Genomic DNA, 23,026 nt, shown 5'->3' with positions numbered 1-23,026 from the left:
CGTGCAGAGGAAAAAGCCGTGAAAACCGCTGTAGATCTTACCGACCGCATCGCCGAAACCATCGCCAAGCAAAAAGCTGAGGCAGCCCTGAAGGACCTGGATCAAGCCTGGGCCTATTACATGCCCGAAGCCAAACCGGCGGATCAGGAAATCCAACAACCCCTAGGCTATGTGCCCTATTTCAGAGCAGCCTAAAGATCTGTTTCTTCGAGGGGATTGAGAGTGAGATGAGGGCGAAGTAAGGAAGGCCATGCCGATCTTACTTCTTCTTCTCTTGCTAGGTGTTCTTGCCTATTTTCTCTGGCGTCACAAAACCAGCAATCTGTCGCGGACCTGTCGCTGGCGCGAAGAGCGCAAGAATGGATGCTGGCGCTGTGCAAGCTGTGGTGCCACGAGTGATGGGCTAATTGAACCTAGGTACTGTCACCTGAAAAAGTAAGGTGCCGAGGGTGCGAGAACTCTGCTGTAGAGGGCTTGTGAGTGGAGTCTATGCAAGAAAACTCTTGAAAGACTCAGCAGCATGTCCGATAGGACGGGCAGGACGCCAACGCACGCGCCTCTGTCCCAAGGGCTTAGCACCCCCGTGGTTACGTAGCGACGGTAACGTCTCTGATGGAACTGAGCGGTCATATATGGCCGGGTCTTTTGGAGATGACCATGAACGCAAACGTAGCTGGGCAGGCTGCCCGCGCGACCAAACCTCTTTCACGTCACCTAGCGTATATCGCCCAGAACCGTTTTGCACGGCCTACGCTGGTTGTGGATCTGGATGCGGTAGCCGCGCAATACAGGGCCTTGGAGGCCGGGCTGGGGCGTGCGCGTATTCACTATGCGGTCAAGGCGAACCCAGAAGCGGCCATTCTAAAACGCCTGGTGGCGCTGGGCGCGCATTTTGATGCGGCGGGGCGGGCAGAGATTGATATGTGCCTTGCGGCAGGCGCGACTGCTGCACAAATCAGCTTTGGCAATACCATCAAACGTCCTGCCGATATCGCCTACGCGCATGCCTGTGGCATCACCCATTTTGCCTTTGATGCCAGTGAAGAGCTGGAGAAAATCGCGACCCATGCACCGGGGGCAGAGGTCTGCCTGCGTATCATCGTGGAAAACTGCGAAGCAGATTGGCCACTGAGCCGGAAGTTTGGCTGTGCACCCGAAGATGCCCTGAGGTTGATGGACCAGGCGCGAGGACTGGGCTTGGTGGTCAATGGCTTGTCCTTTCACGTCGGTTCGCAGACCCGGGAGCCAGACATGTGGGTGCCGGTGTTGGATCAGGCCGCAGCGATCTGGCGGCAGGCGCGGGAAGCGGGTCATGCCCTCCGCCTGGTCAACATCGGTGGTGGTTTCCCCGCCAGCTACGATCAGCAGATGCAGGGAGCAGAAGCCTATGCGCGTGAGGTCATGAAACAGGTCGAAGCCCGCTTTGGCGAGGCTGCCGAGATCATGGCCGAACCGGGTAGGGGTCTTGTGGCAGAGGCTGGGGCCATTGCCGCCGAGGTCCTGCTGGTCTCGAAGAAACATGAGAATGACCTCCATCGTTGGGTCTATTTGGATGTCGGTAAGTTCTCGGGCCTCGCCGAAACCATGGATGAGGCGATCCGCTATCGCATCACCACTGACCGCGATCATGAGGCAAAAGGCCCCTGCGTTGTGGCCGGACCCTCCTGTGACAGTGTTGATGTGCTCTATGAAAAGCAGCCCTATCAGCTGCCGACAGGCCTAAAGGCGGGCGACCGTGTGGTGATCCATTCCTGTGGGGCATATACCTCGACCTATGCCTCTATCGGTTTCAACGGGTTTCCGCCGCTGGATGTGATTGTGATCTGAGGCCTGCCAAAAGCTGTTGGTTTTGGCTTGCAGTGGCCCCCGGAAATGAGGCTAGCTGAGGCCAAACAACAGGAAGGCCTCATTAATGACCACTGCCCCAATGGATGCGGCTGCGCGGCGTGCCGTTAAGCCGGTGATCTGCTACCCGAACAACTCTCTGCCGAAACCCGATCTGGATCTTTACCGCACAGCACGCGCCGGTGCGCAAAAGATCTCTGAAACTCTTGTAGAGCCCCGTGATGCAGGTTGTTTCGAGGTGCCAGCTGGTTACTTCTTTCGCATTTCTTCGGTTGAGGGAGCCCAGGTTGGGGACCTTAACCTGTGGAACCGCGATGATCTGAAAGAACGGTTTTACTCTGGCAAGACGCGCGCGCTCCATGGAACGCACATCACCACCGGAGAACGCATGTGGTCCTCTTTTCCGCAGATGCGCCCGATGGCGACCATAATTGAGGATAGCCTTGGCTGGTATGGCATGGATGAGTTTGGTGGCTCGGTTCATGATGTGATTGGCACCCGTTGCGACCCCTATACAGGGAACCTGCTTGCAGGCAGTCAATATCACCATTGTTGCCATTCTAACCTGATCCGGGCCCTGGCTGATCACACAGGGATGAGTCTGAGCGAAGCCGAGCCCTATGTGCATGATGTTTTGAATGTCTTTATGTGCACAGGCTTCACGCGGGATACCGGCCAGTATTTTATGAAAGCCAGCCCGGTGCGTCCCGGCGATTACCTGGAGTTTTTCGCAGAGATTCCACTGCTTGGTGCATTGAGTGCTTGCCCAGGAGGGGATTGCTCCTCTGAGCACTCCAGCGACACCGCCGCATGTTTCCCACTTCTTGTTGAGGTGTTTGCGCCAAAGGAAGGCGCGCTGGAAAACTGGCAGAGCCCGGCGTTGAACGGCTATGATCAGAGCCATGGCCGATAGCACTTCATAGTGAGGCCGATCAGCTGCGTGTTTCGGGCTGTATGAGGTTTAGAATGAAAAGAAGCAGCCCTGGGGCTGCTTCAAAAGGTTTTACTTCACGCACCATTGGGCGTTGAAAGTCTACTCAGGCGAAAGCTGCCTCAAGAGCGATCTCAACCATATCGCCAAAGCTGCGCTCACGCTGATCCGATGGCAGGGCCTCTCCGGTTCCCAGATGATCAGAAACGGTGAGGACGGCGAGGGCACGGCAACCATGCCGGGCTGCGAGCGTATAGAGTTCTGCTGCCTCCATTTCGACACCAAGAATACCGTGACGCACCATCTGTTCGTTCAGATCAGGACGTTCGTCGTAAAAGACATCCGAAGAATAGATGCCGCCGACATGCAAGTTTGCTTCGTGCTTTTCTGCCGCTTTTGCCGCCGCCTGAAGCAAACCCCAATCGGCAACAGGGGCAAAATTCAATTCCCGGAATATACCGCGAGAAGGGGAGCCCAGCGTGCTCGCACTCATTGCGAGGATAACATCACGCAACTTCACCTGTGGCTGCATTCCACCGCAGGAGCCAATTCGGATAAGGGTTTTGGCACCGAAATCACGTATTAATTCATTTGCATAAATAGACAGGGAAGGCATACCCATTCCGCTGCCCTGAATTGTTACCGGATTTCCGTTCCAGGTCCCCGTGTACCCCAGCATTCCACGCACTTCATTTACGAGGCGGGCATCTTGCAGAAAATTCTCTGCAGCCCACTTTGCACGATAGGGATCCCCAGGCATCAAGACGGTTTCAGCAATATCACCACTTTCCGCACCAATATGGACAGTCATAAAGCGACTCCTCGCCGTGTCTAAATTTCCAGTTCCGAAATGTCTTTACCAGAGGTCAAAGCTGCGTGGACCCAATGTGGTTTACGCCCGCGCCCGCTCCAAGTTTCGTCTGGATTGCTGGGATTGCGGTATTTTGCGGCGGCTTTTTGCTTCTTAACAGCTGACTTGGCCGAACCAGTGATTTCTTCAAGAGAGAAGCCATATTTTGCAGCGGCTTCTTCCGCGGCCTTAATTGCTTCGCTACGTTCGCGCAATTCAGCTTCTTTCAGCGCTACATCGATACCGCTTTTAAGTTCGAGAAGCTCTTTGCGGGACATTGCCGTTAGGTCAATGCTCATTTTGATACTCCAATTCCAGGTATTGCACTGCATTCTGCAGGTCATTCGCATTCATGCCAAATCAAATTGAGGATTTCACCCCATAAATTTAGCATAAATGTGAGGAATTGAAGTTTCCAAGGGTATTAGCAACCTATGAGGGTTTTGCTAATTCGATAATATCCCCCATAATTGCGTTCAATTCAAAGTCTTTGGGAGTGTAAACCCGGGTCACGCCCATTTGGCGCAACTTCTCGGCATCTTCTTCAGGGATAATCCCACCTACAACCACGGGAATGTGGTTAAGATCGGCCTGCTCCATACGTTGCATCAGATCTTCAACCAAGGGAAGGTGACTGCCAGATAGGATTGAGAGCCCCACAACATGAGCCCCGTCATCCTGAGCCTGGGTGACCAGTTCCTCCGGGGTCATGCGGATCCCGTCGTAGGTGATATCCATGCCACAATCGCGCGCACGGAATGCAATTTGCTCGGCTCCGTTTGAGTGCCCGTCGAGGCCAGGTTTTCCAACCACAAATTTCAGCCGACGTCCCAGTTGATCGCTGACTGCATTTACTGCGTCGCGGAGGTCTTCCAATCCTTCAGTCTTATTCGAGACAGAGGCCGAAACGCCGGTTGGTCCCCGATAGGTTCCATAGGCTTTCCGCATTTCCTCAGCCCATTCGCCGGTGGTTACGCCTGCTTTTGCGGCTGCGATGGAAGGCTCCATGATATTGCTACCATCTTTTGCAGCTGCGCGAAGTGCTGCCAGAGCGGATTGAACTGCATCATTGTCACGGCTCGCACGCCAGGTTGCCAAGCGGCTTGCCTGCTCCTGCTCCACCGCCGGATCAACCACCATAATGCCACCATCTTCGGTCTGCAGCGGCGAGGGTTCACCTTCCGTCCATTTGTTGACGCCAACCACAACGGTTTCGTTCTTTTCGATCCGGTTCAGGCGTTCTGCGTTGGAATCGACCAAACGGCCCTTCATGTATTCGATCGAAGCAACCGCGCCGCCCATGGATTCCAGGTTAGCCAGCTCGGCGCGGGCGCCTTCTTTCAGCTCTTCAACCTTGGCATCGACCGCCGGGTTGCCGTCGAAGAGATCGCCGTATTCCAGAAGGTCGGTCTCATAGGCCAGGATCTGCTGCATACGCATGGACCACTGCTGGTCCCAGGGGCGGGGCAGGCCCAGCGCTTCGTTCCAGGCGGGCAGCTGCACCGCGCGGGCGCGGGCCTTTTTCGACAAGGTCACTGCCAGCATCTCGATCAGGATGCGGTAGACATTGTTTTCCGGCTGCTGCTCGGTCAGGCCCAGTGAGTTTACCTGCACCCCGTAACGGAAGCGGCGGAATTTCGGATCAGCAACGCCATAGCGTTTCTCGCAGATCTCGTCCCACAGATCGACAAAGGCCCGCATCTTACACATTTCGGTCACGAAGCGGATGCCCGCGTTCACAAAGAAAGAGATGCGGCCGACCATCGCCGGGAAGGCCTCAGGCGCGATGCGCGGTTTCAGCTCGTCCAGAACCGCCTGTGCGGTCGCCAAGGCGAAGGCCAGTTCCTGCTCCGGTGTCGCGCCAGCTTCCTGCAGGTGGTATGAACAGACGTTCATCGGGTTCCACTTGGGCACGTTGGTGTAGCAGTATTCAGCTACATCGGCGATCATCTTGAGGCTGGGTTTGGGCGGGCAGACATAGGTGCCGCGCGATAGGTATTCCTTGATCAAGTCATTCTGCACGGTGCCCTGCAGCTTGGATACATCCGCGCCCTGCTCCTCAGCCACCGCTATGTACAGTGACAGCAGCCAGGGGGCTGTAGCGTTGATCGTCATTGAGGTGTTCATCTGCTCTAGAGGGATCTCTTCAAACAGCGTGCGCATGTCACCCAGATGACAGATTGGCACCCCAACTTTACCCACCTCACCGCGCGCCAGCACATGGTCACTATCATAGCCGGTCTGCGTTGGCAGATCGAAGGCCACCGAAAGGCCGGTCTGCCCCTTGGCCAGGTTCGCGCGATAAAGCTCGTTCGAAGCCTTGGCGGTGGAATGGCCTGCATAGGTACGGATCAGCCAGGGGCGGTCTTTTTGCATCTGCGGCATTACGGGCCTCGCGAGTCAGTGTGTGGGTAATTTTATTACGTCAAGCTGATGTAAACTGCAATTTTACACCCTTGTCAATTCGCTGCGTTGCGGCATTCGTGGATTCGAGAGAGCATGTCTTCCTCGCCTCCGGGTTGCTTCTTTTGAAGTTGCACCTATAAGTTGATAGAAATTTTATTCGTTAAACTCATTGAGGTTTTCGTGCTGTTTCCAACCCGGCTTTCCGTTTTTGACGGACTGCGTGCTCTTGCGGTGCTCGCAGTTGTCTTTTTCCACTATTTTCAGAGCTACCCAAAGTTCTACCCCTATGGTGACACGTTGTTACCTTGGGCTAGTTACGGTAATCTCGGGGTGCATCTATTCTTTATAATTTCCGGATTTGTGATCCCGATCTCACTGCTTTCAGGTGGTGGGGGAGCTCGCTTTCTGCTGAAACGTTTCCTGCGGTTGTGGCCCGCTTTAGCTGTCTGTTCTGCGCTGACATTCTTGGTGATGCAGGTGCTGAGTACTGACTTTGCCCTATTTGCCCGCAGGGAGATAACGGCCTTTGTACCTTCGTTGACCTTTACCAGGCCAGAGATCTGGCCGGGCAGCTTTGCCTTGGATAACTACATCGATCCTGTCTATTGGACACTGGCGATCGAAGCACAATTCTATCTGATAATTGCGGCCTTATTCGCAATGCTCGGACGGCAGCGATTTTGCGAACGCGGGGCTTTTTGTCTTTTGTTAGCGCAATTTTCTCTATCAGCTTCGGAGAGTTTTCTACCGGGGATGATGCCAAAGATATACTATCGCTTTCTGTCCAGTGAGTACCTACATCTGTTTGCCGCCGGTATGCTGTTTTCTCAGATTTACCAGGAAGGTGTGAAAACGCGCAGCTTGGCCTTGCTGCTTTGGAGTTTCGCTGTTTCGCAGTATATCTCCGAAGGTCTTGTTCAGGCGAGTGTTTTGGCTGGGATATATCTCTTGGTCCTGGCTTGTGCATTGCGGTTGCGGTTTGTTCAATGGCTGGGAAGCTGGCCCTTAGCGACATTGGGGTTGGGCAGCTATTCTGTCTATTTGTTGCACAACAATATCGGCAATGCGCTGATTTCCTTGTTTCCACCGGGGGCGCACTCTGCGGTTTACCTTCTCTGCCTTGCGGGGATTTTTGCGCTGATCTTGCTGATCTCCGCCTGTGTCTATCTCTGGGTAGAAAAGCCTGCGCAGGCCTTGGCCCGTAGATGGGCCAAGCCAAAAGTTGCCAGTTCACCCGATCCGTTGACAACGCAGACAAGTTAGAGGCGCCAGAGCCCAAGAGATCCTCTATTTTGAGTGGTCCCAATGCTGTGAGCCTGATACTGGATGAGGGACGTATTCTGCAATTGCAAAGGGTCATGCTGCATCTGCAGGGTTATAAAATTTCAAATATAAGCCGAAAGAGGTTGCAATATTACTTTGCCGATCCTATTCCCTAGGTAATCGCCGCGATTCTGCATCGCGGCAAACGCGCAGGACGAAGGAGGCCATCATGGCATTGGACACCCAGACCGACATCATGTCTTATGAGGCGCCCGAAAAAGATCTCTATGAGATGGGCGAAATCCCCCCGATGGGCTTTGTGCCCAAGAAAATGTACGCTTGGGCGATCCGCAAGGAACGCCATGGTGAGCCCAATACGGCCATGGTGCAGGAGGTCGTGGACGTGCCAGAACTGGACAGCCACGAGGTGCTGGTTCTGGTGATGGCGGCAGGCGTTAACTATAATGGCGTCTGGGCCTCTTTGGGCAAACCGATCTCACCATTCGATGGCCATAAGGCACCTTACCACATCGCCGGTTCCGATGCTTCGGGCATTGTTTGGGCGGTTGGCTCCAAGGTGACCCGCTGGAAAGTTGGCGACGAAGTTGTAATCCACTGTAACCAAGATGACGGCGACGATGAAGAATGCAACGGTGGCGATCCGATGTATTCTCCTAGCCAGCGGATCTGGGGCTACGAGACCCCGGATGGCTCCTTTGCCCAGTTCACCAATGTGCAGGCCCAGCAGCTGATGCCGCGCCCCAAGCATCTGACCTGGGAAGAGGCCGCTTGCTACACGCTGACGCTGGCCACCGCCTACCGGATGCTCTTCGGCCATGAACCGCATGATCTGAAGCCGGGCCAGAATGTTCTGGTCTGGGGCGCCTCCGGAGGTCTGGGCTCTTATGCGATCCAGCTGATCAACACCGCCGGCGCCAACGCCATCGGCGTGATCTCGGACGAGAGCAAGCGCGACTTTGTCATGGGGCTTGGCGCCAAAGGCGTTCTGAACCGCAAAGATTTCAACTGCTGGGGCCAGCTGCCTACGGTGAACACCCCGGAATATGCCGAGTGGTTCAAGGAAGCCCGCAAATTCGGCAAGGCGATCTGGGACATCACCGGCAAGGGCAACAACGTTGATATGGTGTTCGAGCACCCTGGCGAAAGCACCTTTCCGGTCTCCACCTTTGTGGTGAAAAAGGGCGGTATGGTTGTGATCTGTGCCGGGACCACCGGCTACAACCTGACTTTCGACGTGCGCTACATGTGGATGCACCAGAAGCGTCTGCAAGGCTCGCATTTTGCCCATCTGAAACAGGCGGCTGCCGCGAACAAGCTGATGGTAGAGCGTCGCCTAGATCCCTGCATGTCAGAGGTCTTTACCTGGAACGACCTTCCAGAAGCCCACATGAAGATGCTGCGCAATGAGCATCTGCCAGGCAATATGTCTGTTCTGGTCCAGGCGCCAAAGACCGGAATGCGAACATTGGCTGAGGTCTTGGCGGGTTAACGCCGAGGCGAGTTGAAGTAGAGGTCCCACAAAGGGACTGAAAGCAGCGTAGATTGTCATTGGCAATCCGCGCTGCTTTGCCTTTTTGGGAAGATGAAAATGCGCGTATAGATTGGGCGGGTCATTTCCGCTCAACCCCTTGGGTGAGTGAGGCTTTGCTCCAATGCTGCGGCGCATGCATGACTCCTACTTTTGGCGAGTTTCCACTGCTATTTTTATCATTTATGATAATGCATGCATTGACCTGTGCCCCTTACGCACGGCAAAAGGAAACTCGGGATGGACGAAATTCAAAACAATTAGATCGCCCAAGGCTTCGGCCTCAATCAGGGCGGCTCTATCATTTTTGACGTGTGCGATATGGGAAGACCGGTGGATCTAGATGATATTCTGCAGGCACTTGATCTGACAGAGTCTCTTGATGGGCTGCAATCCATTATTGAAGAAGTATGCCAAGCCTTTGGTGTTGACGATGCCATGTACCATTGGGTCGACAGCGCAGGTGATCAATATGGGTGCGGCACCTACAAACAGGCTTGGATCCAGCGCTATCTGGACAAAGGATATGTGCGTTCAGACCCGGTCATTGCGGGGTGCTATCAGCGCTTTCACCCAGTTGACTGGCGCAGGTTGGATTGGACGACCCGTCAGGCAAAGGAGTTTCGCTCGGATGCGCAAAACTATGGTGTTGGCAATCAGGGGTATTCGGTGCCGATCCGGGGTCCCAATGGTCAATTTGCCCTCTTTACGGTTAGTCATAGCTGCAACGATGCCAACTGGGATGAGTTTATCGATACCTTTAGTCAGGAGCTGATCCTGGTCGGGCATTACTTCAACCGTAAAGCCCTGGAGTTCGAGCCAAAGCGCAAACCCGAGCATACGCCTCCGCTTTCTCCCCGAGAGATGGATGCTTTGACCCTTTTGGCTATCGGGTATAACCGGGCTCAGGTCGCTAAGACGCTTTCGATTTCCGAGCATACACTGCGGGTCTATATCGAGAGCGCGCGTTTCAAACTGGGTGCACTTAACACCACCCATGCCATTGCACGTGCTATCAGTTGCGGGCTGATTGTGATCTGAGAGCAAAGCCCAGGCTTTGCGACTGGTGCCTGCTGCGGCGGCCCTGTAGTGTCGCGCCATGACAGATCAGGCTTTGCAGTTTTCAGAAGATCAGGCCCAGGCCTATGACAGCGTATCCGCCCTGCTTCGACAAGCGGGCGTTGATATGGATGATGGATTGCTGCAACCTCCAAAAGGTGAAGCGGGGGTGATGGCCGTCATTGGCAAGGCGGGCTCAGGAAAAACCCTGCTTTTGGCTGAGCTGTACAAGGCCTTGGAACAGGCCGGGGTTGAAGTGGTCTCGGGCGATTACGAGAGCCGCAAGAAAACTGGGCGCCGTTCACTGGCGATCCTGGCACCTACCAATAAGGCCGCGAGCGTCTTGCGTCTGCGCGGTGTGCCTGCGACCACCATTCACCGTATTCTCTATACCCCGGTCTATGACCCTGAGTATGAGCGCATTGCTGAATGGCTGACTGGCAATGGCGAAGAGCCGGAGATCGAAGGGGTGACACCGGAGGCTCTGGCCCGTGCCCATGCCTTTTATGAGGTCAATAAATCCATCCCCGGCGCGCTGGCCGCTGCTGGCCTTCGAGGCTCGGATTTTATCACCGGCTGGAAGCGGCGGGATGATCCGTTGGATATTGGCTTCATTGATGAAGCTTCGATGTTGGATGACCGCCAGTTCGAAGATCTGAAAGAGATTTTTCCAAATTTGGTGCTCTTTGGTGATCCGGCGCAGTTGGCGCCGGTCAACCAATCGGGCTCGATGGTGTTTGAGACTCTGCCGCAGAACCGGCAGCTGCAGCTGCAGCGGGTGCATCGCCAGGATGCGGATAACCCGATCCTAGATCTCGCGCATGCGCTGGCGGACCCGTCGTTGGGGTTTGAGGAGTTTGAGCGCATGATCGAAGAGACTGCCCGGCGCGACGAACGGGTGGTCTGGGGGCAGCGGGTTGAGGTGGACCTGATGGCGCGCTCGCCGGTGCTGGTCTGGCGCAACAACACCCGGATCCGCCTGATCAATGCCTTCCGGCAGGTGCATGGTGCCCCGGAGGACGCGCTGATCGAAGGCGAGCCCTTGATTTGCGACGGTATTGAACTGCCGCTGAAGCACCGCAAAAAACGCCTGGATCTTGAGGCTCGCGGCCTGATCAAGGGCGCGCAGGTGGTCTATCTGGGGCCGGGCCGCAAACCGGGTTTCTCCCGGCTGCACGTGATGGGAGCTGAGGACCCGCAGGTCTCTGCGGCCTCAATTGTGAAGATCGAGAAACCGGATCAGGAAGAGCCCTTCATCCCCTTTGCCGCCCGCATGGGCGCGGCCTTTCTGCACGGGGCGGCGGTAACGATCCATAAGGCCCAGGGCTCGCAATGGGACACCACCCAGGTCTTTGCACCGGACATCTATGCTGCCGCGCGCATGGGGCGGGTGGAGGCCGGGCAGCCGCTATGGAAGCGGCTGGCATATGTGGCCATCACCCGGGCGCAGGAACGCCTGATCTGGGTCGTGCGCAACCGACTAGCCAAACCCACCGGACCGCTGCGGGTGGATGATCTGAAGGCCGCCCCGGCGGCGGCGCTGACATTGAAAATGCAAGAGGAAGCACCTCTATGACGAAATCCATATTGGTAACCGGTGCAAGTTCCGGCATTGGCCGGGCCGTGGCGGAGCTGTTCCTGGCTGAGGGCTGGACCGTGGGGCTTCTGGCGCGTCGCCAAGCGGCGCTGGAAGAGGTGGCATTGGGCCATAGCCGCGCCATGGTGCTGCCTGCCGATGTTACGGATGCGGCGGCGGTGGACCATGCGGTCAACCAGTTTGCCATGCAGGCGGGGCGGTTGGATGTGCTGTTTAACAATGCCGGGATCTTTACCCCTGGCGGTACCATTGATGAAATTGCACTGGAGGATTGGTATGCTTCGGTCAATGTGAACCTCAATGGCATGTTTCTGGCAGCGCGCGCCTCTTTTCGGCAGATGCGGCGGCAGAAGCCTCAGGGCGGGCGGATCATCAACAACGGGTCGATTGCGGCCCATGTGCCGCGCCCGCATTCGGTGCCTTATGCCTCGACCAAATCCGCCATAACAGGCCTGACCCGCAGCCTATCACTAGACGGGCGTCCTTTTGACATTGCCTGCGGCCAGATCGATATCGGTAATGCGCGCACACCCATGGTGGAAGACCTGAGCCATCGTCAGGCCCAAGCAGACCCTGAGGCAGAGCCGATGCAGAGCTTTGCGGTGGAGGACGCGGCGCGGTCTGTGCTGCATATGGCAAATCTGCCGCTGGAGGCCAATGTGCAGTTCATGACCGTCATGGCCACCAAGATGCCCTATATCGGCAGAGGATGAATTCGGCGGGGAATTTGTCTGGCGCAGGCGGGGCTCCCGCCCGGATTTGACGCGCTGACGCGCATCGCATCCCCTTGGGCCCAGCGCCGCGCTTGTGCGCGGCGCTGCAGCGCATTGAAGCAACTGGAATGCATCCGGCGCACGGCCTCGCTGATGCCGAAAATTCGGGCAGTCTCTCAGCTGTTGCGCAGAAGCCGGAAAGCTGCAGAGGCGCCCCAGCCCGCGGCTATGGCGATGGCCAGGGACATTAGCCCGTAGACAAAGGGCTGCTCACGCGAGAGCGCAAAGAGAAAACGCTCGAGTCCAACTTTGCGCACGTCAATATCGGTTTCGAAATGAGAGACGACCTCACCGCTGCGGGTGAGCAGAATACGCGCCTTATACTCGCCTTCGGTCAGATCGGCGGGCATGTCGATTGCGGTACGGAACAGGGTTTGTTGATCCACCGCAACCGTATTCTCGCGAAGGGAGTAGAGATCGCGGTTCTCGCGGATGCGAACCACGGCCTCTGCAAAATCTTGTGCGCCACGAATGTGCATTGCGGCGCCAACAGACCGGATCGCACGTTCAATAGAAACACTGTACCGCAGATCCTCAGTGTCAGAGATCACCTGAGCAAAGGGCGCACTGGTCGCGATAGCGTAGAAACTGGGTGCGGAGTCGACCAATACGCTGTCGGTATTGACCCAGATGCCAAATTTCTTTTCCTTGCGGCGCACGGTGACCGGCGAACTGGGACCGGAGACAGCAACGATCACTTGCAACGGGTCACCATCCGGAATTGGGGTTTCGCGTTTGACTGCGCCAAAAATCAGGATTTCTGATCCGTCAAAGGTCGCGGTGATAGCAACCCGGTCCTGGCTGAGGCCAAGGACGACCTCTTCTTCTCCGGCTGTGGCGGGATAGGCCAGCGCCGCGATCCCAAGCGAGAGAGAGGCAATGAGAGAGCGGATCATGATCAATGCCCTCCTGCTGGACCAAGCGAGTAAAGCTCGGCAGGCATGAGAAGCAGATCAAGTCCCAGTTTGGCGCAGACCGCGATCACCATGAGGGCCAGCAGAATGCGCAACTGTTCGGCTTTGAGGTAGACGCCAATTCGGGTGCCAATCTGGGCGCCAATCACGCCGCCAACAAGCAAGAGCACCGCCAGAACGATATCAACCGTGTAGTTGGTGGTGGCATGCAGCATGGTGGTGAAGGCGGTGACCAGAATGATCTGGAACAGAGAGGTGCCAACCACGACCTTTGTGGGCATGCCCAGGATATAGATCATTGCGGGGACCATGATGAACCCGCCACCGACACCCATGATGGCAGCCAGGATACCAACGCAGACCCCAACCAGAATGGGCGGGATTACGGAAATATAGAGGCCAGAGGTACGAAAGCGCATCTTGAAGGGCAGGACGTGGACCCAACCGCGCTGGCGCCGCACCGGGGTAGCACCGCCGCTGCGCTTGGATTTGCGCATGGCGTTGAGGCTCTCGATGAACATCAACCCACCCACAACGCCAAGAAAGACAACGTAGCAAAGCTTTACCAGCAGATCGACCTGCCCAAGGCTCTTGAGGTAGTTGAAGACCACCACACCAAGGGCTGCGCCAATGACGCCGCCGATTTGCAGGACAACCCCCATCTTGATATCGACGGTTCGCCTTCGGAAATGTGCAAGAACCCCAGAGAAGGATGAGGCCACGATCTGGTTGGCCTCTGTTGCAACTGCGACGGTCGGGGGAATGCCGATAAAGAACAGCAGCGGCGTCATCAAGAAGCCGCCGCCCACACCAAACATGCCCGAAAGAACGCCCACAATTCCACCCAGACCCAGGAGGAGGAAGGCATTGACCGATACTTCGGCGATGGGGAGGTATATTTGCATGTTCCTCTTTAAGCTCAGCAATAGGACAAAATCAACTGACTATGCCGCTTTGCAGCACGCAGGACTGATTTGATGTGAAAAACTGGACTTAAGGTCCCCGCATTGTGCTTCACAATCTATGGGGGAGAACCTTGCCGTTTGCAAAGTCAAAGCAAGAAAAAGACCCGCCAGAATGTCTCTGCCGGGTCTTGTTTGTGATCTGAAAGGCCGCCTTAGCGCTCTTTTACATAAGGCTCTCCGCCGGCCTTGGGCGGGATGGCCTTGCCAACAAAGCCAGCCAAGATGACGACTGTCATGACATAGGGTAGGGCGCCAAGGAACTGGGCCTGGATTTTCATGCCGAAAGCGGCTTCCAGTACGTCGGGACGAAGTTCGAGCGCCTGGAATAAACCGAAGAGCAGGCAGGCGCCAAGGGCGTGCCAGGGGCGCCATTTGGCAAAGATCAGCGCTGCCAGGGCGATAAAGCCGCGGCCTGCCGACATGTCCTTGACAAAACCGGCCTGCAGGGCGGTGGCCAGGTAGCTGCCGGCAATGCCGCAGAGCACGCCGCAGATGGCTACCGCAGCAAAGCGTAGGCCCACCACTGAGACGCCGGCGGTATCCACCGCAGCCGGGTTTTCACCCACGGCGCGCAGACGCAACCCGAAGCGGGTACCAAACAGGATCCAGGCTGTCAGCGGCACAAAGAGGAAGGTCAGATAGACCAGGATCGAATGGCCCGAGATCAGCTCGGAATAGATCTGCGAGACCCAGCCCGCCTCTTTCAGCATCTGCGTCAGCGGCACGCCAGCAGCTGCCGCATCCGCAGGGCCGATGGCAAAGGGCAGCTCGATCGGGACAAAGCGCCCGCCGCCGATCAGCGAGGGTGTGCGTCCGCCCTGCTGGAACCAGTCCTGCGCGATCAGCACTGTCATGCCTGCCGCCAGGAAGTTGATCGCCACACCAGAGATCAGCTGGTTGCCCCGGAAGGTGATTGAGGCCACCCCGTGCAGGCCGGCCAGCAGCATGGAAGAGCCGATGCCTGCCAGCAGACCGAGCCAGACATTGCCAGTGACGGCTGCTACAGCTGCTGAGAAGAAGGCCGCCATCAGCATCTTGCCTTCCAGACCGATGTCGAAGATGCCAGCGCGTTCCGAGTAGAGGCCTGCAAGACAGGCCAGCAGCAGAGGAGTGGCAAGGCGTACAGTGCTATCGAGCACCTGGATCAGAGTGAGAAAATCCATCACTTCGCCTCCTTGCGGAAGGCCAGGAAGATACGCTCAAGCGGCATCCGTACCATATTGTCCAGCGCACCGGTGAAGAGGATCACCAGGGCCTGGATCACCACGATCAGCTCACGCGGGATCTTGGTCCAGAGTGCCAGCTCAGCACCGCCTTGATAGAGAAAGCCAAAGAGGATCGCAGCCAGGAAGACGCCAAAGGGGTGGTTGCGGCCCATCAGGGCCACAGCGATGCCGATGAAGCCCGCCCCCTCGGTGGAGTTCAGTACCAGGCGCTCGGCCTCACCCATCACGTTGTTGGTCGCCATCATGCCGGCCAGTGCGCCGGAAATCAGCATGGCGATCATCGTGATCTTGACTGGCGAAATGCCGGCATAGCGCGCGCCGGGTTCGGATTTGCCAAAGGCGCGGATCTCGAAACCCAGCGAAGTGCGCCAGATCAGCACCCAGACCAGAATACAGGCGGCCAGGGCAACCAGCAGGCTGACATTGGCAGGGGCCGACTTGGAGAAGGCAATCCCCAAAGGCGCCAGCATTTCATGCAGCGAGGGCAGATGCACAGCCTCTGCAAAGCGGGCGCTAGCCGGATCCATTGATCCTACGGGGCGCAATTGGTTTACCAGCAGGTAGTTCAGTACCGCAGCCGCGATGAAGTTGAACATGATAGTGGTGATCACGATATGGCTGCCGCGCTTGGCCTGAAGATAGGCCGGGATTGCTGCCCAGGCAGCGCCAAAGAGGCCAGCTGCCAGCGCAGCAAAGATCAGCGCCAGCGACCAATGCGGCCAGGGAATGAAGAGGCAGATAACAGCCACACCCAAGCCGCCCAGCATCGCCTGGCCTTCGCCGCCGATGTTAAACAGACCCGCATGAGCTGCCACCGCCACCGCAAGTCCGGTGAACATGAAGTTGGTGGCATAGTAGAGCGTATAGCCCCAGCCATAGCTGGAGCCTAGGGCGCCGTCGACCATGAGTTTGACAGCCGCCACCGGATCTTCGCCGATACCCAGGATCACCAGGGCAGAGAGCACTGCGGCCAGGAAGAGGCTGATCAGCGGGATCAGAACCACATCGGCCCATTTAGGCATTTTTTCCATTTACGCGGCCTCCCCCGCGACACCGGCCATCAACAGGCCGAGTTCTTTTTCGTCAGTCTCTGCGGCCATGCGCTCACCCATGATCATACCGTCAAACATGACGGCGACGCGGTCGGAGAGGGACAGGATCTCTTCCAGTTCGACCGAGACCAGCAGGATGGCTTTGCCCTGGTCGCGCAGTTCGACGATCTGTTTGTGAATGAATTCGATGGCGCCGATATCCACCCCTCGGGTGGGCTGGCCGATCAGCAAAAGATCCGGGTTGCGCTCAATCTCGCGCGCCACAACCACCTTTTGCTGGTTGCCGCCGGAGAAGCTTTTGGCCGCCAGCCAAGGGTCCGGCGGGCGCACATCGAATTTTTCCATCTTGGCTTCGGTATCCGCGCGCAGGGCGGTGTTATCCATCAACAGGCCCTTTTGGTATTCGGGCGCATGGTGATAGCCAAAGGCGACGTTTTCCCAGGCGTGGAAATCCATGATCAGACCTTCGCGCTGCCGATCTTCGGGCACATGGGCCACATGGGCCGCGCGCCGTGCACGGGCATCGGATCCAGAACCGGAAAGGGGCAGAGGCGTTCCATTCAGCCGGATTGAACCCATACCCTCGCGCATGCCGCCTAGGACCTCCAGCAGCTCGGACTGGCCATTGCCGGCAACCCCGGCGATTCCGAGGATCTCTCCGGCACGCACGGTGAGGTCGATGCCCTTCACCCGTTCGACACCGGCCTCGTCTATGACCCGGAGTTTTTCAATCTCCAGAATTGGCTTGCCGGGGTTGGCGGGGACTTTGTCGACTTGCAGCAAGACTTTACGCCCGACCATCAGTTCGGCCAGATGCTCGGGACTGGTCTCTGCGGTTTTGACTGTCGCGGTCATCTGACCGCGCCGCATCACCGAAACTGTATCGGTGTACTCCATGATCTCCCGTAGTTTATGGGTGATCAGGATGATGGTCTTGCCTTCGCCGCGCAGCCGGTCGAGGATGCGGAACAGCTGATCGGCCTCGGCCGGGGTCAAAACACCGGTCGGTTCATCAAGGATCAGGATGTCGGCCTGACGGTAAAGGGCTTTTAGGATTTCGACTCGCTGCTGCATGCCAACGCCGATCTCGTCGATCCGCTTGTCAGGATCTACGTTCAGCTCATATTCGGCGGCCAGTTCTTTCAGGATCTTACGCGCCTTGGAGAGCGAGGGCTTCAGCAGCCCGCCATCCTCTGCGCCGAGGATGATATTCTCCAGAACGGTGAAATTCTCCACCAGCTTGAAGTGCTGGAACACCATGCCGATGCCAGCGGCGATGGCGGCCTGGCTATCGGGAATTTCGGTTTTCTTACCGTTGATCCAGACTTCACCTTTGTCGGCTTTGTAAAAGCCGTAAAGAATCGACATCAGTGTGGATTTTCCAGCGCCGTTTTCACCGATGATCCCATGGATGGTTCCGGGTGCGACACTGATAGAGATATCTTTGTTTGCCTGTACAGGGCCAAAGGCTTTGGAAATGCCTTTGAGTTCAATGGCGGGCGCGGTCAATCGGGCTCTCCCATGCCTGTAAATCCGATCACGCGACAGAGCTTCCCATCGGTCAAATCGGCAAAATACTGGCCCAGCATCATGCGCTTGCCGTCTTTTGCAAATTCGACCGTGGCCCTTAGGTGGCCATGGTGCTGAGAAACCGAAAGAACCCGGGCAGAAGCGCCTGGCATCATCGCAGAAAACTGCGCGATATAGTCCAGATAGGCCTCTTGTCCCCGGATGGGTTCAACTGCGTTGGGATCAGAATAGTAGAAGTTTGGCCCGATAGCGGCAGCGGTTTTTTCCGCACGCAGTTCGGGCGATGTAACGCCCCAGGCCTCAAAAAACGTATGAATACACGTAGTCATGGCCTGGGGCTTTCTCAGATCAGAAGCTCAGGGCTGGGCAGCTATCATTTTCGTAGTAGCTGGCCACGTTGATGTCGCCGCTGATGATCTTCGAACGGGCATCGTCAACTGCGCTCTGCATGTCGCTGGAGACTAGGGGAGCGTTGTTGTCATCCAGTGCATAGCCCACACCTTCTTCGGCCAGACCCATGGTGAAGACACCGGTTTCAAGATCGGTACCGGCTTTCATGGCTTCATAGACAGCCACGTCCACGCGCTTCAGCATAGAGGTCAGGACCTTGCCAGGGTGCAGGTGGTTCTGGTTGCTGTCTACGCCGATCGACAGGATGCCTTCATCCGCCGCAGTCTGCAGAACGCCTACACCGGTGCCGCCGGCGGCAGCATAGATCACATCAGCACCCTGGCTGATCTGCGCTTTGGTCAGCTCGGAGCCTTTTACCGGGTCATTCCAGGCCGCAGGGGTGGTGCCGGTCATGTTTGCAACGATGTTGATGTCAGGGTTTACGGCTTTGGCACCTTGGGCATAGCCGCAGGCAAAGTGACGGATCAGGGGGATATCCATACCGCCGATAAAGCCAACGGTGTCGGACTTCGACGCCATCGCTGCCATCATACCAACGAGGTAAGAGCCCTCATGCTCGGCAAAGCCGATCTGGCGGATGTTGTTTGCGTCCAACCAGGTCACGTCGACCGCAACAAACTTGGTGTCAGGGTAGTCCGCCGCAACAGTGCTGAGAGGATCTGCCATGGCAAAGCCCATGGTGATAACCGGGTTTGCACCTGCTTCGGCAAAGCGGCGCAGCGCCTGCTCACGCTGGGCTTCGGACTGCAGTTCGATTTCGCGGTAGCTGCCACCGGTTTCTTCCGCCCAGCGGCTCGCACCATTGTGGGCAGCTTCGTTAAAGCTCTTGTCGAATTTTCCGCCCAGGTCGAAGATCAGCGCAGGTTCCGCCAATGCGGCACCAGCTGTCAGAGCCAAAGACGCAGCCGCGCCCATCAGCGATTTCATCAGAGTCATCAGGTTACTCCCATTTTCATTTTTGTTGGATGCAGCAGCTGGTGCCACTGCTTGGCTTTTTTGAGCCAAAAAGGTGCGGCAATTTAGCAGTGAGCTGGGGCATAGGGTCAACCGCTTTTTGACCAATTAGTTAGATTCCGGGGGTGCAATTGGCGCCAATTGCCGACTTCCTTGCGTTAGCGCAAGTCCTTGCTTGCCTTTGCGCAGATTTCGAGTAGGGGCTGGAAAGCATAGCAAGTCATCTAAAATGCCGGTAGCGCTACCAGAATCTGTCGATATACGCACAGATTCGGTAACATTCTTGGCTCGGTTGTCGTGCTTTGGCTCAAGCAGATTTCCCTCGAAAATCCAGCACTCAATGAGCGTTCTTTCAGAAATTTTTGAAACAGTATCTTGAAAACCAGATATATGAGGGACCTATATTAGGCTTCGCCGTAAGAGAATGGCATCTGCAGCAGAACCATCGCCTCGGGCGTAATAGGCCTTGCGCAGGCCGGTTTCCTCATAGCCGCAGGAACGATAGAGAGAGAGGGCAGGCTGATTGTCGGACGCGACTTCCAAAAAAGCGGTCTTCGCGCCCCGCTGTAGAGCCCGCCTATGCCAGTTTTGCATCACCACAATAGCCAGTCCCTGCCTGCGGTACTTGGGATGCGTTGCTAGGGTGAGCAATTCCGCTTCATCGGCGATCACGCGCACCATGGCAAAGCACTTTGCGTCACCAGTGGCGAAAACCAGGGGGCTTTCCAGGAGCGCTTCGAACTCTGCTTGCGTCCAGGGGCGCGACCGGGTGAAGGTAAGCTGATGCGTGGTCGCCATCTCAGCTGATGTTGCAATTTCAGTCATCGAGAAGCTTTGGAGGCAAGTCTCGGGCTGGGGCTGCATCAGCCGCGCGAAGGTAGAGCGGCGCTGGTGGGCTTGAAGTCTTTTGGTATCTGTCTCGGGTGAGTTCGGCGATACGGCGAGCCAAATCAACGGGGGAGGCAACAGGCGCAAAGGCTAGCGCGGCACCGCGTGCGCATTCCTCTGCCTCAGCGCAAGAGGTAAGACGCGGTGCTTCCCCTGGCATCTCTATGTAGACCTGATCGCGGGGGGCGGGGACGGCGGGCAGGACGCCAGGTTTTTGTCTGGCTTCCAGGCCAGAAACGCCAACTGCTGGCCTGTTCAAACCTAATGCGAGCCCACGCGCTGCTGAAACGGCGATGCGGATGCCGGTAAAATTCCCGGGACCAACGCCGACACCAATCGCATCCAGATCCTGCCAGCTCTGTGCGCAGTCAAACAGAAGTTCTTCCAAGAGCGGCATCAGCCGCTCAGCCTGACCACGGTTCATTTCCTCTAGGCGCTCGCAAAGGACCTGATCTCCCTTGAGCAAAGCGGCCGCGCAATGCGCGGCCGAACAATCAAAGGCCAGAACTAAGGGCTCAGTAGCCATCCATACCCCTCTTTCAAGCGATGGGAAGCGCTTATGGTCAAACAGCGACCGGGCGCACTTCCGTGACCTCAGGAATATAATGGCGCAGTAGGTTTTCGATGCCCATTTTCAAGGTCAGGGTCGAAGAGGGGCAGCCCGCGCAGGCGCCTTGCATATGGAGATAGACAACGCCGCGATCAAAGCCATGGAAGGTGATATCGCCCCCATCCTGTGCCACTGCTGGTCGCACCCGGCTATCCAGCAGATCTTTGATCTGGTTCACAACCTCTGCGTCTTCACCGCTATGCTCAGCATGGCCAGACGATTGCGCACCACCGGCATTCAGCACCGGTTGACCCGATTGGAAATGCTCCATTATAGCGCCAAGGATTGCCGGTTTGATGTGATCCCATTCCACATCTTCAGATTTGGTCACTGTGACGAAATCATTGCCAAAAAACACACCGGTTACCCCAGCGGCGGCAAAAACCCTTTGTGCCAGAGGGGAGTTCTCTGCAGCTTCGGCATTGGGGAAATCTGCCGTTCCTGTTTCAAGGACGGTTTGGCCTGGCAGAAACTTGAGTGTTGCCGGGTTTGGGGTGGATTCTGTCTGAATGAACATCGGAGCCTCCAAAGACTGTCGTCACGATATGCGCCCTGGTGAGATCAGAGTCAACATTTAGAACCATTCTAAACTGATTGGTGACGGGGCACAACCATCTTTGAAGAACCCGCGCTAGAAGCGAAACTGAACCTATTCTTAAGTTGACTATTCCGGCCTGTCTCAGACAGACCAGAATGCTCTTTGCTAAGTAATCGCTTCAAGGCGCTCTTTGGACAGATCCCCAGGAACGACTGTAATGGGAACGGGCAGGCTACCGGAGCTCTTGCTGAGCTGGCTGACCAATGGGCCCGGTCCTTTTCTGTCAGTCCCTGCGCCAAGGACCAAGACACCGATTTCCGGATCAGACTCGATTTGCCCCATGATCTCCGGAACCGCATCACCTTCACGGATTACCAGCTCTGGGTCCACGCCCTGACGGTCGCGCATCCATTTGGCGAAGACCTCGAAATGGGCATGTATCCGCTCTCTGGCTTCTTCGCGCATTACTTCTCCAACTCCGATCCAGTGGTTGAAATCATCTGGTGGAATGATGGAGAGGATGGCGACACCACCGCCAGTCTTTGCAGCCCGCATAGCCGCAAAGCGCATCGCATTTAGGCATTCGCGGCTGTCATCCAGAACAACAAGAAATTTGCGCATTTTCGGCCTCTGATTGTTGCAGGTTGGATCATGACCCAAGCGGAGGGCCGGTGCAATAGAGCGCGCGAACAGGACTTATCATTCTTGACGCACTGGCCTTGAATGTCAGCTGTTCTGACGAAGGTCTCACTGCTGGCTTGAGGCCCAGTCCCAATAAAGTTCCCGCACGCGCTTTGCCACTGGCCCAACTTGATATTGGCGATCATCAAATGCGGTCACCGGAGTGACTTTGCTCATATTCCCCGAGGTAAAGACCTCATCTGCGGCTTCAAAATCCTGGTATGACAGGACACCTTCATGGACCGTATACCCATCGGCCCGCAGATTGGATATGTGGCGGGCTCTGGTGATCCCAGCCAGGAATGTTCCATTGGGCACAGGGGTGAAGATCTCGCCGTCTCGGACCATAAAGACATTGGCGGTTGCGGTTTCGGCTACATTGCCCATCACGTCGCAGGTCAGGGTGTTGTGAAACCCCTTGGAGCGCGCTTCGCGCAGCATGCGCGCGTTGTTGGGATATAGGCAGCCCGCCTTGGCGTTGACCACCGCGCTTTCCTGAACGGGTCGACGAAAACGGGTGCGGGTCAGTGTCAGGCTTGCCTCTGCCGGGGCCATCGGGATTTCTTCCAAACTGATGGCAAATTGGGTGCTGTCGGGTTCCGGTGCAATCAGCGTGGCATCCCCAGCGCTGGCCCAGTACATGGGGCGAATATAGATAGCAGCACCCGAGGCAAAGCCTGCCAGCCCCTCGCGGATGATCTCGACCATCTCATCAGCGCCAACAGTGGGCGCCATCATCAGGGCCTCTGCTGAGGCATTGGTTCGGGCGCAATGAAGATCCAGATCGGGCAGCTTTCCGTCAAAGAAACGCGCGCCGTCAAAAACCGAAGACCCAAGCCACATTCCATGGTCGGCAGCCTTCATGACAGGGAGATCACCGTCATGCCAAGCGCCTTGAAAATAGGTGCGGATTGTTTTGCCCACTGCCATGCTTGTGTTTCCTCTTGCCGGAGATGCCTGTGCTCCGGAGCCTAAGAAAGAAAA

The 23,026-nt window shown here is 56.7% G+C and carries 23 protein-coding genes; 8 read left to right on the top strand and 15 right to left on the bottom strand.

Annotation, left to right across the window (positions count from 1 at the left end; translation table 11 throughout):
- Window positions 1-18: 18 nt before the first annotated feature.
- The 3 genes from RSK20926_RS22915 to RSK20926_RS17570 all read left to right on the top strand — a co-directional run bounded on the left by RSK20926_RS22915 (window position 19) and on the right by RSK20926_RS17570 (window position 2,758).
- A complete protein-coding gene (locus RSK20926_RS22915; RefSeq protein ID WP_008208795.1) occupies window positions 19-195 on the top strand; it encodes a hypothetical protein in 177 nt (58 codons plus the stop codon).
- A gap of 462 nt (window positions 196-657) precedes the next feature.
- Window positions 658-1,827 carry a type III PLP-dependent enzyme gene (locus RSK20926_RS17575; protein WP_442852525.1) on the top strand — a complete coding sequence of 390 codons (1,170 nt, stop codon included), beginning with the start codon at window positions 658-660 and terminating at the stop codon, window positions 1,825-1,827.
- An 85-nt stretch (window positions 1,828-1,912) separates the two neighbouring features.
- Window positions 1,913-2,758, top strand: coding sequence for an urea carboxylase-associated family protein (locus RSK20926_RS17570; RefSeq protein WP_037255645.1), 846 nt, complete (start codon window positions 1,913-1,915; stop codon window positions 2,756-2,758).
- Between the two features lie 124 nt (window positions 2,759-2,882).
- Here RSK20926_RS17570 and deoD read toward each other — a convergent pair whose 3' ends face one another.
- From deoD to RSK20926_RS17555, 3 genes are all read right to left on the bottom strand, one after another.
- Window positions 2,883-3,587, bottom strand: a complete 705-nt coding sequence (gene deoD, locus RSK20926_RS17565) for a purine-nucleoside phosphorylase (RefSeq protein WP_008208789.1) — start codon at window positions 3,585-3,587, stop codon at window positions 2,883-2,885.
- A gap of 20 nt (window positions 3,588-3,607) precedes the next feature.
- Entirely contained in the window at window positions 3,608-3,925 is a 318-nt protein-coding gene (locus RSK20926_RS17560) for an H-NS histone family protein (protein WP_037255643.1), read from the bottom strand.
- 133 nt (window positions 3,926-4,058) lie between these two features.
- On the bottom strand, window positions 4,059-6,011 hold the full coding sequence (locus RSK20926_RS17555; protein ID WP_008208786.1) for a protein meaA: 1,953 nt from the start codon (window positions 6,009-6,011) through the stop codon (window positions 4,059-4,061).
- Window positions 6,012-6,212: 201 nt separating this feature from the next.
- Between RSK20926_RS17555 and RSK20926_RS17550 the strand changes: the two genes are divergently transcribed.
- From RSK20926_RS17550 to RSK20926_RS17530, 5 genes are all read left to right on the top strand, one after another.
- The gene (locus RSK20926_RS17550) at window positions 6,213-7,295 is read left to right on the top strand and encodes an acyltransferase family protein (protein WP_050773116.1); all 1,083 of its coding nucleotides are present in this window, start codon (window positions 6,213-6,215) and stop codon (window positions 7,293-7,295) included.
- A gap of 229 nt (window positions 7,296-7,524) precedes the next feature.
- Window positions 7,525-8,805, top strand: coding sequence for a crotonyl-CoA carboxylase/reductase (gene ccrA, locus RSK20926_RS17545; protein ID WP_008208784.1), 1,281 nt, complete (start codon window positions 7,525-7,527; stop codon window positions 8,803-8,805).
- 360 nt (window positions 8,806-9,165) lie between these two features.
- The gene (locus RSK20926_RS17540; protein WP_008208783.1) at window positions 9,166-9,885 is read left to right on the top strand and encodes a helix-turn-helix transcriptional regulator; all 720 of its coding nucleotides are present in this window, start codon (window positions 9,166-9,168) and stop codon (window positions 9,883-9,885) included.
- A gap of 58 nt (window positions 9,886-9,943) precedes the next feature.
- A complete protein-coding gene (locus RSK20926_RS17535; RefSeq protein WP_008208782.1) occupies window positions 9,944-11,479 on the top strand; it encodes an ATP-dependent DNA helicase in 1,536 nt (511 codons plus the stop codon).
- A complete protein-coding gene (locus RSK20926_RS17530) occupies window positions 11,476-12,213 on the top strand; it encodes an SDR family oxidoreductase (RefSeq protein ID WP_008208780.1) in 738 nt (245 codons plus the stop codon). The genes RSK20926_RS17535 and RSK20926_RS17530 overlap by 4 nt, the downstream gene beginning before the upstream one ends.
- A gap of 176 nt (window positions 12,214-12,389) precedes the next feature.
- Here RSK20926_RS17530 and RSK20926_RS17525 read toward each other — a convergent pair whose 3' ends face one another.
- The 12 genes from RSK20926_RS17525 to RSK20926_RS17470 form a co-directional block, all read right to left on the bottom strand.
- Window positions 12,390-13,169: a TIGR02186 family protein gene (locus RSK20926_RS17525; RefSeq protein ID WP_198136595.1), complete on the bottom strand. Its 780-nt coding sequence runs from the start codon at window positions 13,167-13,169 to the stop codon at window positions 12,390-12,392.
- Between the two features lie 2 nt (window positions 13,170-13,171).
- The gene (locus tag RSK20926_RS17520) at window positions 13,172-14,092 is read right to left on the bottom strand and encodes a sulfite exporter TauE/SafE family protein (protein WP_008208776.1); all 921 of its coding nucleotides are present in this window, start codon (window positions 14,090-14,092) and stop codon (window positions 13,172-13,174) included.
- A gap of 212 nt (window positions 14,093-14,304) precedes the next feature.
- Window positions 14,305-15,315 (bottom strand): ABC transporter permease, encoded by a 1,011-nt coding sequence (locus RSK20926_RS17515; RefSeq protein WP_008208775.1) that lies wholly within the window; start codon window positions 15,313-15,315, stop codon window positions 14,305-14,307.
- Entirely contained in the window at window positions 15,315-16,409 is a 1,095-nt protein-coding gene (locus RSK20926_RS17510; RefSeq protein WP_008208774.1) for an ABC transporter permease, read from the bottom strand. The genes RSK20926_RS17515 and RSK20926_RS17510 overlap by 1 nt, the downstream gene beginning before the upstream one ends.
- Window positions 16,410-17,939 carry an ABC transporter ATP-binding protein gene (locus RSK20926_RS17505; RefSeq protein ID WP_008208773.1) on the bottom strand — a complete coding sequence of 510 codons (1,530 nt, stop codon included), beginning with the start codon at window positions 17,937-17,939 and terminating at the stop codon, window positions 16,410-16,412.
- Entirely contained in the window at window positions 17,936-18,289 is a 354-nt protein-coding gene (locus RSK20926_RS17500; protein ID WP_008208772.1) for a nuclear transport factor 2 family protein, read from the bottom strand. Before RSK20926_RS17500 ends, RSK20926_RS17505 begins: the two co-directional genes overlap by 4 nt.
- A 19-nt stretch (window positions 18,290-18,308) precedes the next feature.
- On the bottom strand, window positions 18,309-19,307 hold the full coding sequence (locus tag RSK20926_RS17495) for a BMP family lipoprotein (protein WP_037255639.1): 999 nt from the start codon (window positions 19,305-19,307) through the stop codon (window positions 18,309-18,311).
- Window positions 19,308-19,724: 417 nt separating this feature from the next.
- Complete coding sequence (locus RSK20926_RS17490; RefSeq protein WP_008208768.1) at window positions 19,725-20,150, bottom strand: GNAT family N-acetyltransferase; 426 nt, start codon at window positions 20,148-20,150, stop codon at window positions 19,725-19,727.
- Entirely contained in the window at window positions 20,143-20,739 is a 597-nt protein-coding gene (tsaB, locus tag RSK20926_RS17485) for a tRNA (adenosine(37)-N6)-threonylcarbamoyltransferase complex dimerization subunit type 1 TsaB (protein WP_008208765.1), read from the bottom strand. The genes RSK20926_RS17490 and tsaB overlap by 8 nt, the downstream gene beginning before the upstream one ends.
- Window positions 20,740-20,776: 37 nt before the next feature.
- A complete protein-coding gene (locus tag RSK20926_RS17480) occupies window positions 20,777-21,340 on the bottom strand; it encodes a NifU family protein (RefSeq protein WP_008208763.1) in 564 nt (187 codons plus the stop codon).
- A gap of 186 nt (window positions 21,341-21,526) precedes the next feature.
- The gene (locus RSK20926_RS17475; protein ID WP_008208760.1) at window positions 21,527-21,982 is read right to left on the bottom strand and encodes a universal stress protein; all 456 of its coding nucleotides are present in this window, start codon (window positions 21,980-21,982) and stop codon (window positions 21,527-21,529) included.
- A 126-nt stretch (window positions 21,983-22,108) separates the two neighbouring features.
- The gene (locus RSK20926_RS17470; protein ID WP_008208758.1) at window positions 22,109-22,972 is read right to left on the bottom strand and encodes a branched-chain amino acid aminotransferase; all 864 of its coding nucleotides are present in this window, start codon (window positions 22,970-22,972) and stop codon (window positions 22,109-22,111) included.
- Window positions 22,973-23,026 lie beyond the last annotated feature (54 nt).

The sequence above is a fragment of the Roseobacter sp. SK209-2-6 genome (assembly GCF_000169455.1).
Taxonomy (GTDB): Bacteria; Pseudomonadota; Alphaproteobacteria; order Rhodobacterales; family Rhodobacteraceae; genus Pseudophaeobacter.
Note: the sequence above shows the minus strand (reverse complement) of the source record. Positions and strands in the feature narration are given on the sequence as shown.

Excerpts from the sequence above, each read along its gene's own strand:
- RSK20926_RS17530 (WP_008208780.1), top strand. The coding sequence starts at position 11,476 with ATGACGAAATCCATATTGGTAACCGGTGCAAGTTCCGGCATTGGCCGG.
- RSK20926_RS17500 (WP_008208772.1), bottom strand. The coding sequence starts at position 18,289 with ATGACTACGTGTATTCATACGTTTTTTGAGGCCTGGGGCGTTACATCG.
- RSK20926_RS17535 (WP_008208782.1), top strand. The coding sequence starts at position 9,944 with ATGACAGATCAGGCTTTGCAGTTTTCAGAAGATCAGGCCCAGGCCTAT.
- RSK20926_RS17525 (WP_198136595.1), bottom strand. The coding sequence starts at position 13,169 with ATGATCCGCTCTCTCATTGCCTCTCTCTCGCTTGGGATCGCGGCGCTG.
- deoD (WP_008208789.1), bottom strand. The coding sequence starts at position 3,587 with ATGACTGTCCATATTGGTGCGGAAAGTGGTGATATTGCTGAAACCGTC.
- RSK20926_RS17540 (WP_008208783.1), top strand. The coding sequence starts at position 9,166 with ATGGGAAGACCGGTGGATCTAGATGATATTCTGCAGGCACTTGATCTG.
- RSK20926_RS17515 (WP_008208775.1), bottom strand. The coding sequence starts at position 15,315 with ATGGATTTTCTCACTCTGATCCAGGTGCTCGATAGCACTGTACGCCTT.
- RSK20926_RS17475 (WP_008208760.1), bottom strand. The coding sequence starts at position 21,982 with ATGCGCAAATTTCTTGTTGTTCTGGATGACAGCCGCGAATGCCTAAAT.
- RSK20926_RS17520 (WP_008208776.1), bottom strand. The coding sequence starts at position 14,092 with ATGCAAATATACCTCCCCATCGCCGAAGTATCGGTCAATGCCTTCCTC.
- RSK20926_RS17570 (WP_037255645.1), top strand. The coding sequence starts at position 1,913 with ATGACCACTGCCCCAATGGATGCGGCTGCGCGGCGTGCCGTTAAGCCG.
- RSK20926_RS17510 (WP_008208774.1), bottom strand. The coding sequence starts at position 16,409 with ATGGAAAAAATGCCTAAATGGGCCGATGTGGTTCTGATCCCGCTGATC.
- RSK20926_RS17470 (WP_008208758.1), bottom strand. The coding sequence starts at position 22,972 with ATGGCAGTGGGCAAAACAATCCGCACCTATTTTCAAGGCGCTTGGCAT.
- ccrA (WP_008208784.1), top strand. The coding sequence starts at position 7,525 with ATGGCATTGGACACCCAGACCGACATCATGTCTTATGAGGCGCCCGAA.
- RSK20926_RS17490 (WP_008208768.1), bottom strand. The coding sequence starts at position 20,150 with ATGACTGAAATTGCAACATCAGCTGAGATGGCGACCACGCATCAGCTT.
- RSK20926_RS17555 (WP_008208786.1), bottom strand. The coding sequence starts at position 6,011 with ATGCCGCAGATGCAAAAAGACCGCCCCTGGCTGATCCGTACCTATGCA.
- RSK20926_RS17575 (WP_442852525.1), top strand. The coding sequence starts at position 658 with ATGAACGCAAACGTAGCTGGGCAGGCTGCCCGCGCGACCAAACCTCTT.
- RSK20926_RS17560 (WP_037255643.1), bottom strand. The coding sequence starts at position 3,925 with ATGAGCATTGACCTAACGGCAATGTCCCGCAAAGAGCTTCTCGAACTT.
- tsaB (WP_008208765.1), bottom strand. The coding sequence starts at position 20,739 with ATGGCTACTGAGCCCTTAGTTCTGGCCTTTGATTGTTCGGCCGCGCAT.
- RSK20926_RS17480 (WP_008208763.1), bottom strand. The coding sequence starts at position 21,340 with ATGTTCATTCAGACAGAATCCACCCCAAACCCGGCAACACTCAAGTTT.
- RSK20926_RS17495 (WP_037255639.1), bottom strand. The coding sequence starts at position 19,307 with ATGACTCTGATGAAATCGCTGATGGGCGCGGCTGCGTCTTTGGCTCTG.